At 65.4% G+C, this 15,708-nt stretch carries 15 protein-coding genes; 13 read left to right on the forward strand and 2 right to left on the reverse strand.

Features of this window, described 5'->3' with window-relative positions:
• Positions 1-327: 327 nt before the first annotated feature.
• Positions 328-1,542, reverse strand: coding sequence for an MFS transporter (locus ACTHLF_RS02855; protein ID WP_440324685.1), 1,215 nt, complete (start codon positions 1,540-1,542; stop codon positions 328-330).
• Positions 1,543-1,642: 100 nt separating this feature from the next.
• Here ACTHLF_RS02855 and ACTHLF_RS02860 point away from each other — a divergent pair, with 100 nt between their 5' ends.
• The 5 genes from ACTHLF_RS02860 (at position 1,643) to ACTHLF_RS02880 (ending at position 8,478) form a co-directional block, all read left to right on the forward strand.
• Entirely contained in the window at positions 1,643-2,545 is a 903-nt protein-coding gene (locus tag ACTHLF_RS02860) for a LysR substrate-binding domain-containing protein (RefSeq protein WP_440324686.1), read from the forward strand.
• Positions 2,546-2,723: 178 nt separating this feature from the next.
• Positions 2,724-3,518, forward strand: coding sequence for a lysozyme inhibitor LprI family protein (locus tag ACTHLF_RS02865; RefSeq protein ID WP_440324688.1), 795 nt, complete (start codon positions 2,724-2,726; stop codon positions 3,516-3,518).
• A 22-nt stretch (positions 3,519-3,540) separates the two neighbouring features.
• Positions 3,541-4,908 (forward strand): XVIPCD domain-containing protein, encoded by a 1,368-nt coding sequence (locus ACTHLF_RS02870; RefSeq protein WP_440324690.1) that lies wholly within the window; start codon positions 3,541-3,543, stop codon positions 4,906-4,908.
• An 82-nt stretch (positions 4,909-4,990) separates the two neighbouring features.
• Positions 4,991-7,183, forward strand: coding sequence for a penicillin acylase family protein (locus tag ACTHLF_RS02875; RefSeq protein WP_440324692.1), 2,193 nt, complete (start codon positions 4,991-4,993; stop codon positions 7,181-7,183).
• Positions 7,180-8,478, forward strand: coding sequence for an amidohydrolase family protein (locus tag ACTHLF_RS02880; RefSeq protein ID WP_440324694.1), 1,299 nt, complete (start codon positions 7,180-7,182; stop codon positions 8,476-8,478). The genes ACTHLF_RS02875 and ACTHLF_RS02880 overlap by 4 nt, the downstream gene beginning before the upstream one ends.
• Positions 8,479-8,624: 146 nt before the next feature.
• Here the strand turns inward: ACTHLF_RS02880 and ACTHLF_RS02885 are convergent, their stop codons facing one another.
• Entirely contained in the window at positions 8,625-9,605 is a 981-nt protein-coding gene (locus ACTHLF_RS02885) for an oxidoreductase (RefSeq protein WP_440324696.1), read from the reverse strand.
• A gap of 77 nt (positions 9,606-9,682) precedes the next feature.
• Here ACTHLF_RS02885 and ACTHLF_RS02890 point away from each other — a divergent pair, with 77 nt between their 5' ends.
• The 8 genes from ACTHLF_RS02890 to ACTHLF_RS02925 all read left to right on the forward strand — a co-directional run.
• Positions 9,683-10,627: an AraC family transcriptional regulator gene (locus ACTHLF_RS02890; RefSeq protein ID WP_440324698.1), complete on the forward strand. Its 945-nt coding sequence runs from the start codon at positions 9,683-9,685 to the stop codon at positions 10,625-10,627.
• 63 nt (positions 10,628-10,690) lie between these two features.
• Complete coding sequence (locus ACTHLF_RS02895) at positions 10,691-11,497, forward strand: DUF4339 domain-containing protein (RefSeq protein WP_440324700.1); 807 nt, start codon at positions 10,691-10,693, stop codon at positions 11,495-11,497.
• 138 nt (positions 11,498-11,635) lie between these two features.
• The gene (gene gmk / locus ACTHLF_RS02900) at positions 11,636-12,253 is read left to right on the forward strand and encodes a guanylate kinase (RefSeq protein ID WP_440324702.1); all 618 of its coding nucleotides are present in this window, start codon (positions 11,636-11,638) and stop codon (positions 12,251-12,253) included.
• Complete coding sequence (locus ACTHLF_RS02905; RefSeq protein ID WP_440324704.1) at positions 12,250-13,062, forward strand: ABC transporter ATP-binding protein; 813 nt, start codon at positions 12,250-12,252, stop codon at positions 13,060-13,062. Before gmk ends, ACTHLF_RS02905 begins: the two co-directional genes overlap by 4 nt.
• A complete protein-coding gene (mlaE, locus tag ACTHLF_RS02910; protein ID WP_440324705.1) occupies positions 13,059-13,826 on the forward strand; it encodes a lipid asymmetry maintenance ABC transporter permease subunit MlaE in 768 nt (255 codons plus the stop codon). Before ACTHLF_RS02905 ends, mlaE begins: the two co-directional genes overlap by 4 nt.
• Positions 13,827-13,884: 58 nt before the next feature.
• Positions 13,885-14,769 carry an outer membrane lipid asymmetry maintenance protein MlaD gene (gene mlaD, locus ACTHLF_RS02915; RefSeq protein ID WP_440324707.1) on the forward strand — a complete coding sequence of 295 codons (885 nt, stop codon included), beginning with the start codon at positions 13,885-13,887 and terminating at the stop codon, positions 14,767-14,769.
• 20 nt (positions 14,770-14,789) lie between these two features.
• Positions 14,790-15,482 carry an MlaC/ttg2D family ABC transporter substrate-binding protein gene (locus tag ACTHLF_RS02920; protein WP_440324709.1) on the forward strand — a complete coding sequence of 231 codons (693 nt, stop codon included), beginning with the start codon at positions 14,790-14,792 and terminating at the stop codon, positions 15,480-15,482.
• Positions 15,479-15,708: STAS domain-containing protein (locus tag ACTHLF_RS02925; protein WP_440324711.1), on the forward strand; the 230-nt coding region annotated here is incomplete at its 3' end. The genes ACTHLF_RS02920 and ACTHLF_RS02925, both read left to right, overlap by 4 nt.

The following is a 15,708-nucleotide window of genomic DNA, read 5'->3' on the forward strand; positions in this document are numbered from 1 at the left end:
AGGCTCTTCCGGCATCAGCCCTGTCGTTTCAACCCTTCCACCGGTGCGCCAACGCACTCAGGTCATGTTCCCTGCGGCGCCTGTTGGGAGCCGCATCTTCGTCTTTGAGTTTTCGGATTATCGAAGATGTCTTCTCTCTTCATAGGTTCGATAGGTTGGACGCGTGTTTCAATAACTCAAACGTACTAAGTATTCGGCACAGAGCTTTTTCATGGGCCCCCAGTGCTTCATTGTCGACGCGCCGGGTCAGCAAGCATCGGCGAGCCTCGCGTTGGTGCGGGCCGTGAAGCTGCCAATGGGCGCGGCCGGCTGTCGCCGCCAAGCTGATCAGCCAGCCGAGACAAACCGTTGACTGCGCGCGCCCGCCTTGTGCCAGGCCATGGCCAGGCCGCCGAGCACTAAGCCCAGGCCCACCACACCGTTCCAGCCGAACCGGTTCATCAGCCACCCGCTGATGACCGTGCCGAGTGCGCCACCAATAAACGTGGCGGTCATGTAGAGGCTGTTGATCCGCCCCTGCGCCTTTGGGTCCACCGCGAAGGCGCGGGTCTGGTTCGAGACCAGGCCGGCCTGCACGCCGATATCCAGCACGATCACGCCGATGACCAGCAGGGCGAGCGAGCTGTTCGCACCGGCGAGCAGCACGTACGCCAGCGTGACGATGCCGATGCTCGCGCCCACGACATAGCGCGTGCCCTTGCGGTCGGCGGTGCGCCCGCCGAGCGATGCCGCGAACGCACCGGCCGCGCCGATGATGCCGAAGCCGCCGGCCCACGCACTGCCGAGGTGCCACGGCCCGTTCGCGAGCAGCGCGGCAAGGTTCACCCAGAACGCGTTGAAGCACGCCCAGAGCAGGGCCTGCACCACCATCGAATCGCGGATGGGCCGGTTGTCGCGCATCAGCGGCCAAAGAGACGCCAGCAGGCGGCCATAGGAAAGTGTGGTCGAGGGCACGCCCTTCGGCAGCATCGACAGCGCGACGATGGCGGAAGGCACCATGAGCAGGGCTTCGACGCCATACACCGCGCGCCAGCCCCACGCCTGCCCGACCAGGCCCGCGACCGTGCGGCCGACGAGGATCCCGATCATGATGCCGCTCACCACGGTCCCGACATTGCGGCCCCGCTCGCTCGGTGCCGACATCGCACCGGCGAACGGCACCAGCTGTTGCGGCACGCAGCTCACCATGCCGATGCCGAACGAGACCATGGCCAGGCCGACGATGCCGGGGACGAACAGCGCGACGATATCGAGGACGAAGGCGACCGCAATCTGCGCGAGCACCAGCGCGCGCCGGTCGAAGCGGTCGCCGAGCGGCAACAACAGCGCCAGGCCGGCAGAGAAGCCGAGCAGCGCCGCGCCAGCGACGAGATCCACGGCGGTCAGCGTGGCATGCAGCCCACCGGCGATCAGCGGAAGGATCGGCTGCACGCAATAAAGGTTGGTGATGACGGCGCCGGCGACCACGGCCATCATCAGGATCTTCCCGCGCGAGGCGGCCTCGGCGGGGGCGGGTAAAACGGTGGGGGATGGGCCGTTCACGGCAGGCTCCTGGGTGGGATGACCGGAAGATAGGTCTGGCCGTGATCCAAGAGAATCTGGCACGATCGGGAATGATCCTTCCATATTTTGAGAGGGCCGCATGAACCAGCTCGAATCCATGGCGATCCTGGTGGCGGTGGTCGATGCGGGCAGCCTGTCGGCGGGCGCGCGGCAGCTTGGGCTGCCGCTGGCGACGGTCAGCCGCAAGGTCGCGGCGCTGGAAACCCACCTGCGCACGCGGCTACTCCTCCGCACGACCCGGCAGCTCACCCTTACTGAGGCGGGCGCCTCCTACGTCGCCGCCTGCCGGCGGATCCTCGAGGAGGTTGGCGAGGCCGAGCGGAATGCCATGGGCGAATACGTCCAGCCGCGTGGCGAGCTGACGGTGACCGCCCCGGTGGTCTTCGGCCGGCTCCACGTCGTGCCGGTGGTCGCGGAGTTCCTGGCTCAGTACCCGGAGATCGGGGTGAACCTCAACCTGACCGACCGCGTGGTGCACCTGATGGAAGAGCAGGTGGACGCAGCGATCCGGATCGGCGAACTGCCCGACAGCAACCTCATGGCGGTCGGCGTCGGCAACGTGCGCCGCGTGGTCTGCGCAAGCCCGGGCTACCTCGCGGCACACGGCACGCCCGAGACGCCGCGCGACCTCGCCAGGCACGAGTGCGTGAGTTTCGAAGTCCTGGAATCCACCCGCGCGTGGGTGTTCGGCGAGGGCAAGGCCCAGGTGTCGGTGCCGGTACCATCGCGCCTCGCCGTCAACACCGCGGAGGCCGCGATCGATGCGGCGATCCTCGGCGTGGGGCTGGTCCGCGTGCTCTCTTACCAGGTCGCCGCACCATTGCGCGAGGGTTCGCTACGCAGCGTGCTCGCGCCGTACGAAACCGCGCCGCTGCCGATCCACCTTGTGCATAAAGGGCAGGCACCGTTGCCGCTGAAGTTGCGCGCGTTCCTGGATTTCGCGGCGCCGCGGTTGCGTGGGCGTCTTCCGCCAGATGCTTAAGCGCGTAGCGCGTGCACGACGGAAATTCGTGAGATAACTCTCATTTTTTCTTTATCGACAGTAAGTTACTTGAAGTTTCGACAGCGATCATTAGACTGTCGATCGGCGCAGCGTGTGTCATATGGGTTTACAGGGATCGTCTATGTCGTTGATAGCCCGGGGCGGTGCGTACCATTCCATGTTGCACGCATGGCTGTGCATTGTTTCCTGCGCACTGGGAGCCTTTTCTTCCGCGTCGCACGCAGCAACCGAGCAAGAACGGTCGCAATACCTGGCCGTCAAGATCAGGCCATCCTACCTACGGTGCCTTGATGCTGCGGGCGGCGTTACGCCCGCGATCAAGTCCTGCATGAGTGACGAGTTCGCCTTCCAGGATAAGAGGCTCAATGCCGCTTATAAGCAGCTCATGGCGGCTGTTGGCGATGCGAACAGGACGCCGCTGAAGCTCGAGGAACGGCAGTGGATAAAGCACAAGGAATCCACATGTACGTCCCCCGATGAATCCGGGCAGGGCGCCGACATGGTGGGGTACGATTGCGCTCTAGTTCAAACAGCCACCAGAGCGACCGAAATTGAGCGTCGCCTTACCGATCCGGCAACGTATGGTGCAAAGCCGCTCACGGCCGGCCGCGACGTACTGGCACTGAATGCGAAGAGAGGGTTCCGCCCCTCGTATCAGGAATGCATCGATAGCAGCTTCGCGAACAATCCCCGGATAATCGCGTGTGCCGATGAAGAGCTTGAGTTTCAGGAATCTCGAATCAAGCATGCCCGCGAGCAACAGGACGCTCGGGCCGCGCCTGCCGCCAGGGCCTCGATGGAAGCGGATCAGAAGCAATGGGCCGACGCATTGGATAAGCAATGCGAAGTGCGTCCGGGCGCGTCGCAATCCGAGGAAGTCCAGGCATCCGATTGCATGCTGGAAGGCACGGCTACTCGAGCAAATGAATTAGAGAAGCTTTTGGCCAAGTAAGGCCGTAACACTGGAGCACGACATGACGGATCAGGAGCAGTGGCGTGTAGGCGCCACGTCCGCTCGGTTTGAAAGCGCGACCGGCGATCCCGGCGCGGTATCGCTCGGCAGGGGTGACCACGGTGGCGCTTCCTACGGTACCTATCAATTGGCAACCGGGCCGGGGACGCTACAGAAGTATCTGCGACAGTCGCGCTTCGGCGAGCAATTCAAGGATCTTGAGCCGGGTACACCAGCCTTCAATGACAAGTGGCGTGAAGTTGCGGCCGAACAGCCTGATTTCGGTGCCGATCAGCACGACTTCATCAAGCGGACCCATGTCGACCCGGCTATTTCACGCCTTGCGGCACGCGGCATTGACGTCGAGGGACGCGGGCCGGCTGTGCAGGACATGGTTTGGAGCACGTCGGTTCAATATTCGAGTGCGCCGGGCATCGTTGTGCGGGGCCTTGAGGAGTCGTTCGGGAAGGATTTTGACGCCGGATCATTGACGGATCGGCAGATCGTCGACGCTGTGCAAGACTCCAAGCTTCGCCATGTCGCGTCTGACTTTCGAAGTTCTGACGCCAGGAATCGTTCAGGCGTGGAGACGCGCATAGCGAGCGAAAAGGCCGCCCTCGGTGTGTTGGACGAGACGGGGCGAGTTGCAACTAACGCGGAGTTTGCGAAGCTCTGGAATGAAGCGTCTCCGATCAAGCCTGGGGCGCCGAGTGGACGTGTCACCGACCTCCAAGAGAAGCTAGCGTCCCTCAACATTCTGAACGATCGCGGGCAGCAAATTCGTGCCGACGGTGACTTCGGCCCGTCGACCGCTCAAGCCGTCATCGCTTTCCAGCGATCTGTCGGGTTGACTGCGTCTGGCGAGGCCGGGGCCCTCACGATGACCATGCTTGATCAACAGGTCCAAGCCCGCAAGCAAGATGCGCTCACAAATCCTGCCCCGCGCATAGCTGCCTGCCGGCTGGACGATAGAACGCACCCGGACTTCTCTCTCTATCAACAGGTGCGAGAGCACGTCGTGGCGTTGGACCAATCGCTTGGCCGGTCGCCGGACCAATACAGCGATAACATCGCGGCCGCACTGACTGTTCAGGCAAGGTCCGACGGTTTGCAGCGTGTCGACCAGGTCGCTCTTTCTCCTGACGGTACCAAGCTGTGGGGTGTGCAAACCCCACCTGGGCGACGGGATCATTTGTTTGATCTGCAGACCTGCGTGCAGACCTCCGAAGCCAATACATCGATGGAGCAGAGTGCGGCGCGCTGGCCGGAGGCGATGCAACAGTTCCAGCAACACGAACTCAATCGAGAGGCCACCCAGCAGAGGGCCCAGGATCGAATCCAGGCCGAATCCCAGCAGGCCCAGATGAGCGGCCCGACCATGACGCGCTAATAATCGAGCGGCGGCGTCCCGGTACTTGACGCCGCCGCATCCCCAAGCGCTACGATCGGCGGTCCGTCAGGGGTAACTGATCATGTCTGGAATTCGCCGTCGCGCGTTGGCCGTGCTTAGTGCGTCGCTTCTTGTGCCGGCGGCGCATGCCGCCGCCGATGCGGATGCCGCGCGTTGGCAGCGGGAGGCCGCCGCGGTCTCGATAATCCGTGATGACTGGGGTATCGCCCACGTGCATGGCAAGACGGATGCCGATGCGGTGTTCGGCATGGCCTACGCGCAGGCCGAGGACGACTTCAACCGGGTGGAGACCAATTACCTGGTGTCGCTCGGGCGGCTTGCCGAAGCAGAAGGTGAGCCTGCGGTCTGGAAAGACCTGCGCCAGAAGCTCTTCGTCGACGAAACCCAGCTGAAGGCCATGTATGCCCGCAGCCCCACGTGGCTCAAGGCCCTGATGGATAGCTGGGCCGATGGCCTGAACTACTACCTCGCCAGTCATCCGGATACGCATCCGCGCGTTATCACCCGTTTCGAACCATGGATGGCGCTGAGCTTTTCGGAAGGCAGTATCGGTGGCGACATCGAGCGTGTCTCGACGAAGGATCTCCAGGCCTTCTACGGCAATGACCCAGCCGGTGCGCTGGCCCAGGTCACGCCGCCATCGAGCTGGTGGGAGCCGACCGGTTCCAATGGCATCGCCATCGCGCCAAAGCTCACCGCGGATGGGCACGCGCTACTGTTGATCAACCCGCACACCTCGTTCTTCTTCCGCTCGGAACTGCAGATGTCGAGCGACCAGGGCCTTGACGCGTACGGCGCGGTGACCTGGGGCCAGTTCTTCATCTACCAGGGCTTCAACAAGCACATCGGGTGGATGCATACCTCGTCGGGTATCGACGTGGTCGATGAGTTCGCCGAGACGATCGTGAAGCAGGACGGCAAGCTGTTCTATCGCTATGGCAAGGAAACGCGGCCGGTGGCGACGCGCGAGATCGTGGTGCGGGTGAAGGGGCAGGGCGACCGGCACTTCACCACCTATGCGACGCACCATGGTCCTATCGTGCGCACGCAGGGCGACAAGTGGATCGCCTTTGCCCTGATGACCAAGCCGCTCGAGGCGCTGCAGCAGAGCTGGCTGCGGACGAAGGCCAACGACTATGCGGCCTACATGAAGGTCGCCGAGCTGAAGGCCAATTCGTCGAACAACACGATCTACGCAGACGACAAGGGCAACATCGCTTACCTGCACCCGCAGTTCATTCCGAAGCGCGATGACCGCTTCGATTACACCAAGCCGGTGGACGGCAGCGATCCGGCGACCGACTGGCAGGCGCTCCTGCCGCTGGACAAGGCACCCCGCCTGTTCAATCCCGGCACCGGCTGGATCTTCAACACCAACGACTGGCCGTACTCGGCCGCGGGCCCGGATAGCCCCAAGCAGGCGGAGTTCCCGAAGTACATGGACTCGGTGGGCGAAAATCCTCGCGGCATCCACGCGACGCGAGTGCTCACCGGCCAGCGCGACTTCACCAAGGCCTCGCTGCTCGCGGCGGCGTTTGATTCGTACCTGCCCGCCTTCGAACGGCAGCTTCCCATCCTGATCAGGGACTACGATGCGCTGCCCGCCAGCGACCCGCTGAAAGCAAAGCTGCGCGGTCCTGTCGGACTGCTGCGTGCGTGGGATTACCGTTGGGGCATCGCCTCGATGCCAACGACGCTTGCCGTGTTCTGGGGTGACATCCTCTGGGACAAGGCCAGCAAGGAAGACACGCAGGAAGGCCTGAGCATCTACGACGTGATGGCCGGGAAGGCCGGGCCGCAGGCGCGGCTGCAGGCGCTCGCCGATGCCGCCGACCGCCTGGAAAAGGACTTCGGGAGCTGGGGCGTTCCGTGGGGCGAGGTCAACCGCTACCAGCGCAACGATGCGGCAATCGCGCAAGTGTTCGACGATGCGAAGCCGAGCATCCCCGTGCCGTTCACCTCTTCGCGCTGGGGCTCGCTGGCCTCGTTCGGCGCGCATCGCTGGCCGGGCACGAAGCGTTATTACGGCACGAGCGGCAACAGCTTCGTCGCCGTGGTCGAGTTCGGGCCCAGGGTGAGCGCGCGGGCGATCACCGCCGGCGGCGAAAGCGGCCATCCCGGCTCGAAGCATTTCAACGACGAGGCCGAGCGCTACACCACGGGCAACCTGCGCAAGGTGTATTTCTGGCCGGACGAGCTCGAAGGCCACGTCGAGCGCGCCTACCACCCCGGTGACAAGGACACCACGCCATGAAGAAGACGCTGCTTGCCCTCGCGACCGGCCTCGCGCTCACGTTCGCCGCGCATGCGGAAGACCTGCCGAAGCCGGCGGCACATCCCGTGCTGCTCAAGGCCGATCGTGTTTTCGACGCGCGCGATGAGCAAACGCACGCGGGGTGGGTCGTGCTGGTCCAGGGCGACAAGATCGCCGCGGTCGGGCCGGAAAACCAGGTCACGGCGCCGGCAGGAACGGAGACGCTCTCCTTCCCGGGCATGACGCTGCTACCGGGTTTGATCGACGCGCACTCGCACATCTTCCTGCACCCGTACAACGAGACGCTGTGGAACGACCAGGTACTGAAGGAGACGCTGGCCTTTCGTACCGTCGAAGCCGTGAAGCACGCGCGCGATACGCTGATGGCCGGCTACACGGCCCTGCGCGATCTTGGCACCGAGGGTGCGGGCTATGCCGATGTCGACGTGCAACGCGCGATCGACAAGGGGCTGATTCCCGGCCCGCACCTGTTCGTGGCGACGCGCGCGACGGTGGCCGCGCATTGCTACGGCCCGGGGCCTCTTGGCTTCCGCGAGGACATGGACCTGCCGCAGGGAGCGATCCCCGTGAGTGGCGTCGCGCAGATGGTGGATGCGGTGCGTGACCAGGCCGCGCATGGCGCCGACTGGATCAAGCTCTACGCCGACTATCACTGCGGCAAGGCGAAAGGCTCCTCGCCCACGCTCACGCAGGAGGAGCTGAATGCCGCGGTGGAAGTAGCACACTCGCTGAACCTGCCCGTGGCGGTGCATTCGACCACGGCGGAAGGCATGCGCCGTTCGGTGCTCGCCGGCGTCGATACGATCGAACACGGCTACGACGGGACGCCCGACGTGTTCGCGCTGATGAAGAAACACAACGTCGCCTACATGCCCACGCTCGAGGCCAGCGCCGCCTATGCCGAGTATTTCGGTGGCTGGAAGCCCGGTGGGCCGCCGACCGAATCGATGCAGACCTCGGCCACGGCGTTCAAGCGCGCCCTCGATGCGGGCGTGACGATCGGCGCGGGCAGCGACGTAGGCGTCTTCACCCACGGCACGAACTACAAGGAACTCGAGTGGATGGTCCGCGACGGGATGAACCCGGCGAAGGCCTTGCTCGCCGCCACAGCCGTCGATGCGAAGGTACTCCGCCAGCAGGACCACATCGGCCAGCTCAAGGCCGGCCTCGATGCGGACATCATCGCCGTACCCGGTGACCCGACGAAAGACATCGCAGTGCTGGCGAACGTGCCCTTCGTGATGAAGGGCGGCGCGATCTACAAAAAGCCGTGATCCAACTCGTCGTAGGAGCCCACCCTGTGGGCGACGCTGTTCGCGACACGGCCGCAGACCCTGCGCGCCGAGGCGAAAGATGTCGCCCACAGGGTGGGCTCCTACGCGATCGCGCGCAAGCGCGCTCCCACACGGGCACTATCGCATCAGGGCAGCCGGGCGCCGGTTTGTTGTTCGCTTAGTTCCCACAGCGCGTCGGCTGCGTCGGGGTCGATTGCGTAGGGGCGGACGCCGTGCAGGTTGCGCAGGTCTTCGGCGGCGACGGTCGCGTCATCGAGCAGGGGCGCGATGTCGCTGTCCTCGAGGTACAGGCCGCCCTTGCCGTCGAGCATGGGGCTGGTGGCGGCCCACACGCTGGTCGCCGCGCCCTGCGCCACGCTTTTCATGCCGCGCTGGATATCGACCACCGGCTTGCCTTCGTCGTCGATGGCGCCGAACTTGCGCATGTCGTCGACGCTCATGTAACGGGCAAGGTCGGTGACGATCGCGCCCGGGTGCAGCGAGAACGCGCGGATGCCGTCGGCCTTGCCGCGCTGGTCGACGCCGATGGCGAAGAGGATGTTCGCGGTCTTCGACTGGCCGTAGCTGAGCCACGGATCGTAATCACGGCGTTCAAAGTGCGGGTCGTCGAACACCACCGGTGAATAGCGGTGGCCGCGCGACGACACGGAGACCACGCGCGCGCCGTTCGCGCGGCGCAGCGCGGGCCACAAGCGTACGGCGAGCTGGTAGTGGCCCAGGTGGTTGGTCGCGAACTGCCGCTCGTAGCCGCGCGCGTCGCGTTCGAGCGGGCAGGCCATCACGCCCGCGTTGTTGATCAGCAGGTGCAGCGGCTCGCCGCGATCGACCAGCTGCTTCGCGAAGGCATCAATCGACGCGGGGTCGGCCAGGTCCATCGGCAGGATCTCGATACCGGCCTCACCATCGAGGGCCTTGCGCGCCTTCGCCATGTCGCGGGCCGGGACGATGACGCGGGCGCCCGCGTCGCGCAGGGTGCGGGCGGTTTCGAGACCGAGGCCGGCGTAGCCGCCGGTGACCACGGCGGTCTTGCCGGCGAGATCGTGTCCTTTGATGACGTCCGCGGCTGTGCTGGCGGCGGTGAATCCAGAGGGGATAGGGGACTGCATGGAAGGCTCCAGGGTGGGGTGCCCTATCAAGGTAGGGGCGCCCTCCCGGACGATGAATGCTTGAAAGTACGCCATGCATGCGCAATCGTACGGATATGAGCGACGACCCCATCACCGCCATCCTCCGCCTGGCTGAGTTCGAGTCGGTCCTCTCCGGCGGCTTCACCGCGGGCGGCGACTGGGCCGTGCGCTTCCCGCCGCCCGACAAGCTGAAATTCTTCGCCGTGGCCCGCGGTCGCGTGGTCATGCGGATCGAAGGGGAGTCGCGCGATATCGCCTTGGGCGAGGGCGATGTGATCCTCCTCGCCGCGCCGCTGTCCTTCGTGCTCGCGAGCGATCCGGACCTGCCGGCGCGCTTTGCGGGCGAGTTCGAATGGCACGGCGCACAGCGGCTCGTCGCGTTCAACGAGGGCACGGAAACCCTGCAGATTGGCGGGCACGTCCGCGTGCATCCTGCCTATGAACCCATGTTGCTCGCCGCATTGCCACCGTGGATCCACATCCCAGGCAATGCACCCGAAGCGGCGACGATGCGCTGGCTGATCGACCAGATGGTGAAGGAAAGCGCCGATGCGCTACCGGGTGCCGGCCTTGCCCAGGCCCAGCTCGCCCACCTGCTGTTCGTGCAGATCCTGCGCGCGCACATGGCCTCCGGCGACCTGCTTCCCCCGGGTTGGCTACGCGCCGTCGCCGACCCGCGCCTCGCGCCGGTGCTCAGGCGCGTCCATGCCGAACCCGGCCGCGACTGGCGCCTCGACGAGATGGCGCGCCTGGCCGCGATGTCGCGCACCGTGTTTGCCGCGCACTTCCGCAAGGTCTCCGGCACGGCGCCGCTCACCTACCTCACCGAGTGGCGCATGCGGCTGGCCTGCCAGGCGCTGCAGCGTGGCAGCGTGCCGGTCGCAACCCTGGCGCGCGACCTGGGTTATGGCTCCGAGAGTGCCTTCTCCCATGCGTTCAAACGCGTGGTCGGCGTATCGCCGGCGCGCTATGCGCCCGTCACGCCGCCGCTGGTCGCGTGACGCCCGCGCCCCGCGTTGGGCATACTCGCCAGCGACATCACGCCGGGCAAGGGAACAGGGGCAATGGCAGACGAAAGCAAGATCTGGGTAGGCCGAAACGACGAGCGTTTTGGCCCGTACGACGAGGCCACGCTGCGCGCGTGGATCGCCGAAGGAAAGGTCGAGGCGACCGCCATGGGCTGGCGCGAAGGCATGGCCGACTGGCAGCCGCTGCACATGATCCTGGGTATCGCCATGCCGCCGCCGATGGCGCGGGCGCCGGGCATGCCGGCCGCCGCGCTGAATAATGACCTGCCGCCCCCGCCCGACATGCACTGGGCGCTGATCTTCGTGATCGATCTCTTCGTCGGCGGGTTGATGGGCCTGATCTGGCAGTTCGTGCAGGCGTCGTGGATCAAGAAGATCGATCCGGCCAGCAAGGCCACGATGTGGCTGGTGATCTCGGTGTGCCTGCTGCCGGTCACCTGGTTCGTGATGATGGGCGTGGTGCTCAACCGGTCATTGGACACACCCGACCCCGGGCTCGGCGCCATCATGGGCGTGATGTCCTACTTCGGCCTGTTCTTCCTGCTGGGCCTGGCGATGATCGTGTTCCGCTACGTGGCCATGTTCTCCATGGCCCGCTCCATGCGTGAGAAGCTGCCCGCCTACGGCCTGGTGCCGGATATCGGCAACGTCACCCTGTTCTTCTTCACCCACTACTACCTGCAGGGGCAGATGAGCTGGGTGGCACGCTGGCGCACCACCGGCCAGGTGAATCCGCCTGCGCCGAAGGGCGTTTTCTGGATCCTGATGGCGGTGTGGGTGGGCTTCGCGTTCCTGGTGGCTATGGCGACGATGCTGGCTGTGTTTGGTAGCCAGGGGCACTGAGGGGGATTTCCGGGGGCGGTTCGCCTATCCCGGCATGGGTGGGAAAGGCCGTTGCAAGGCGGCCAACCCACGATTCCGGCTACAATCCCGCTTTGCGTTACGGGAAAGAGCCATGACCCCCCAACGAGATCCCCGCGGATGAGTGACGGCACCCTGTTCGTGGTCGCCGCGCCCTCGGGCGCGGGCAAGTCCACGCTGGTCAATGCGCTGCTCGAGCGCGAACCGCAGATCTCCTTGTCCATCTCGCACACCACGCGCCCGCCGCGCGTGGGTGAGCAGTACGGCCGCCACTACTTCTTCGTGGAACGGCCGGATTTCGAGCGCGAGATCGCGGATGGCATCTTCCTGGAGCACGCCGAGGTCCACGGCAACCTGTATGGCACCTCGCGCACGGTGGTCGAGGACAAGCTCACCACGGGCGTGGATGTCCTGCTCGAGATCGACTGGCAGGGGGCCCGCCAGGTCCGCAAGGGCAAGGCCGACTGCGTCAGCGTGTTCATCCTGCCGCCCTCGCGCGTGGAACTCGAGCGCCGCCTGCGCGGTCGAGGTTCGGACGCCCCTGACGTCATCGAACGCCGCCTGTTCAATTCCCGCGAGGAAATCGCGCACGCGCACGAGTTCGACTACATCATCGTCAACGATCGGTTTGAAGATGCGTTGGCCGACCTGCAGTCGATCGTCCGTGCCGTCCGCCTCCGCGCGAAATGGGCGGCGAAACGCCATGAGGCACTGATCGAGGAACTGCTCGCACCATGACCGACGATGCCATCGTCCGCGTACGCGGCCTGACCACGGTGCTCAATGGCAAGACGATCTTCGACGCGCTGGATCTCGATATCCCGCGCGGCAAGGTCACCGCCATCATGGGCCCCAGCGGCACCGGCAAGACCACCCTGCTGAAGCACATCACCGGGCAGATGCGCGGCGATGCCGGCACGGTGGAAGTGAACGGCGAGAACGTGCCGGAGCTTTCGCGCGAGAAGCTGTTCGAGCTGCGCGAGCGCATCGGCTACCTGTTCCAGAACTCCGCGCTGCTTACCGATTTCGACGTGTTCGAGAACGTGGCGTTCCCGCTGCGCCAGCACACAAAGCTGCCGGAAGAACTCATCCGCAACATCGTGCTCAACAAGCTGCAGGCCGTGGGCCTGCGCGGTGCCGCGCGGCTCATGCCCACCGAGCTTTCCGGCGGCATGGCCCGCCGCGTGGCGCTGGCCCGCGCCATCGTGTTCGACCCGGCGCTGATCCTGTACGACGAACCGTTCGTCGGCCTCGATCCGATCTCGCTGAACCAGGTGCTGCTGCTTATCCGCACCCTCAACGAAACCCTCGGCATCACCAGCATCCTGGTGGCGCATGAGTTCGCCGCCGTGCAGAAGGTGGCCGACCACGTGTTCCTTATCGCCAATGGCAAGGTCGTCGCGCAGGGCGCACCGGCTACGCTCGCCAGCGATGGTTCGCCCTGGACGGCACAGTTCTTCGGCGGGCAGGCCGATGGCCCGGTTCCGTTCCAGTACCCGGCGGGCGACTACGCCACGCAGCTGGGGTTTCCCGGAGACAAGGCATGACCACCAGGGAAGATAATGTCGTCGTCCGCAGCCTGGCGCAGATCGGCGCGAGCGGGCTGTTCCTGCTGACGATCCTCGCGGCGATCCCGCGTAGCCTCCGTTACTTCCGCGAGACCATCCGCCAGATCTGGTTCATCGGCGCGATGAGCCTCACCATCGTCATGACCTGCGGCCTGTTCGTCGGCATGGTGCTGGGCCTGCAGCTGTACGACGTGCTGTCGATCTTCGGCGGCACCTCGGCCACCGGTACCGTCGTGGCGATTGCCATCTACCGCGAGCTTGGCCCCGTGGTCACCGCGCTGCTGTTCGCTGGCCGCGCGGGCACCTCGATCACGGCCGAGATCGGCCTGATGCGTGCGACCGACCAGCTCGACGCGATGGAAATGATGGCGGTCGATCCGATCGCCTATGTCATCGCGCCGCGCTTCCTCTCCGGCGTCATCGCGCTGCCGCTGCTCGGCATCGTGTTCTGCGCCATGGGCGTCTTCGGTGGCCACCTGGTCGGCGTGACCTGGCTGGGCATCGATAACGGCACCTTCTGGTCCAACATGACCGCCGCGGTGGATGTCCACAAGGACATCGTCAACGGCGTGCTGCTCAAGTCCTTTGCCTTCGGCATCGTGGTCTCGCTGATCGCGGTGTTCCAGGGCTACACCACCCCGCCCACCAGCGAAGGCGTCGCGTACGCCACCACGCGCACGGTGGTCGCCTCGTCCATTGCCATCCTGGCGCTGGATTTCGTCCTTACTTCGTTCCTGATCTGAAGGCAGGGAGGCCCGCCATGAACGCAACCCTTTTCGCATCTACCTCGAGGATCGTGCCGTGACCCAGAGACGTTCCTATGCCGTCGGCACCGGCCTGTTCATCGTGCTTGGCTTCGCCGCGCTGGCTTACCTCGCCACCCAGACCACCTCCGTCGCCAACCAGCACGGCGGTTCCACGTACAACGTGGAAACCCGCTTCGCCAACGTCGGCCAGCTCAAGGTCCGCGCCCCGGTGAAGATCGCCGGTGTCCGCGTCGGTTCGGTCTCGTCGATCGAGCTGGTGCCGGGCAAGGAAGAGGCCAAGGTGACCCTGGCGATCGACGATGCCCGCAAGGACATCCCGGACGATTCCGTGGCCACCATCTATACCAGCGGCCTGCTTGGCGACCAGTACATCGGCCTGCAGTTCGGCCACTCGAAGAACCCGGTGAAGGAGGGCGGTGAGCTCGCCTTCACCCGTCCGGCCCAGCAGCTGGAAGAGATGCTCGGCAAGTTCTTCGGCGGCGGCAGCGCCCCGGATCGCCTGGGCGGAACCTTCCATGTCACGGGTGATTTCACCAACATCGGCGGCCTGCAGGCCGGCGCCGCGGTGAAGATGGCCGGCGTGCCCATCGGCAGCGTGGAATCGGTGGTGGTCAAGCCGGGTGCGGTCGAGGCCACGGTGACCCTTGCGATCGACAAGCGCTACTCCCAGATACCGGATGACTCGGCGGCCGCGGTGTTCACAAGCGGTTTGATCGGTAGCCAGTATGTTGCGATCCAGCCAGGCGGGTCGCCGGAGTACCTGGCGGATGGGGACCAGCTCGTGCTGACCCAGTCCGCGCTCCAGCTGGAGGACCTGATCGGCAAGTTCCTCGTGAACGGCTCCCCGAGCTCAAACAACGGTAACGCCCAGGGCAATGGCCAGGGCGGCGCCCAACCCGATAACGCCGGCAAGAAGTAAGCCGGTCCAGGAGATACCGCATGTTGCGTCAGCTTTCCCTCGCTATTGCCCTTGCTGTTGGCACCGTTGCCGCCGCGCCGGTCTTCGCCCAGGCCGCCGCTCCCGCCCCCGCCACGCAGGGCCAGTCGCCCCAGCAGGTCGTGCAGCAGATCTCCGATGACCTCTCCAAGGCCATCGAGGGCCACCAGGCCGAACTGAAGAACGACAAGGAAAAGCTGATCGCCGTCATCGACGACACGTTCCTGCCGCACTTCGACATCGACTACGCCTCGATCCTGGTGCTCGGCCAGAACGCGACCAAGGCCTCGCCGCAGCAGCGCGAGCGCTTCGCCAAGGCGTTCTACAACTCGATCACCCACCGCTACGCCGAGGGCCTGCTCAACTACACCCGCGGCAAGGTGAAGGTGCTTCCGTTCTCGGGTGATCTGAACAACAAGCGCACCGTGGTGCGTACGCAGGTCATGCTGGACGACGGCAAGTCGGTTTCGGTCGACTACGCGTTCCGTAAGAGCCAGAGCGGCGACTGGAAGGCGTACGACGTGATCATCGAGGGCATCTCGTACATTACGAACTACCGCAACCAGGTGGATGCCGAGATCAAGAAGGAAGGCCTGGACAAGCTCACGGCCGATCTTGAGCAGAAGGGCGCCGGCGCGATCGACGAGATGAAGCAGGAAACCAACGGCGGCCAGACGGCCGGCGGCGGCAAGTGATCCAGCCGGCCACGTACCAGCTGGCTGATGCGCCGGGGGCCCTGCGGGTCTCCGGCGCGTTGACGTTTGCCACGGCGGCGTCGGCACTCGAGGCGGGCCGCGCCGCACTCGAGCGCAACCGGCCGGCGACGCTGGACCTCGCGGGTGTCACGCAGGCGGACAGTGCCGGCCTGGCAACGGTGCTGGCGTGGCTGGCGCACGCGCGCCAGAAGGGCCAGACCCTGAC

Source organism: Luteibacter sp., from assembly GCF_051958795.1.
Taxonomy (GTDB): domain Bacteria; phylum Pseudomonadota; class Gammaproteobacteria; order Xanthomonadales; family Rhodanobacteraceae; genus Luteibacter.

Coding starts and splice junctions, on each gene's coding strand:
- ACTHLF_RS02860 (WP_440324686.1), top strand. CDS start 1,643: ATGAACCAGCTCGAATCCATGGCGATCCTGGTGGCGGTGGTCGATGCG.
- ACTHLF_RS02865 (WP_440324688.1), top strand. CDS start 2,724: ATGTTGCACGCATGGCTGTGCATTGTTTCCTGCGCACTGGGAGCCTTT.
- ACTHLF_RS02870 (WP_440324690.1), top strand. CDS start 3,541: ATGACGGATCAGGAGCAGTGGCGTGTAGGCGCCACGTCCGCTCGGTTT.
- ACTHLF_RS02875 (WP_440324692.1), top strand. CDS start 4,991: ATGTCTGGAATTCGCCGTCGCGCGTTGGCCGTGCTTAGTGCGTCGCTT.
- ACTHLF_RS02880 (WP_440324694.1), top strand. CDS start 7,180: ATGAAGAAGACGCTGCTTGCCCTCGCGACCGGCCTCGCGCTCACGTTC.
- ACTHLF_RS02885 (WP_440324696.1), bottom strand. CDS start 9,605: ATGCAGTCCCCTATCCCCTCTGGATTCACCGCCGCCAGCACAGCCGCG.
- ACTHLF_RS02890 (WP_440324698.1), top strand. CDS start 9,683: ATGCGCAATCGTACGGATATGAGCGACGACCCCATCACCGCCATCCTC.
- ACTHLF_RS02895 (WP_440324700.1), top strand. CDS start 10,691: ATGGCAGACGAAAGCAAGATCTGGGTAGGCCGAAACGACGAGCGTTTT.
- gmk (WP_440324702.1), top strand. CDS start 11,636: ATGAGTGACGGCACCCTGTTCGTGGTCGCCGCGCCCTCGGGCGCGGGC.
- ACTHLF_RS02905 (WP_440324704.1), top strand. CDS start 12,250: ATGACCGACGATGCCATCGTCCGCGTACGCGGCCTGACCACGGTGCTC.
- mlaE (WP_440324705.1), top strand. CDS start 13,059: ATGACCACCAGGGAAGATAATGTCGTCGTCCGCAGCCTGGCGCAGATC.
- ACTHLF_RS02920 (WP_440324709.1), top strand. CDS start 14,790: ATGTTGCGTCAGCTTTCCCTCGCTATTGCCCTTGCTGTTGGCACCGTT.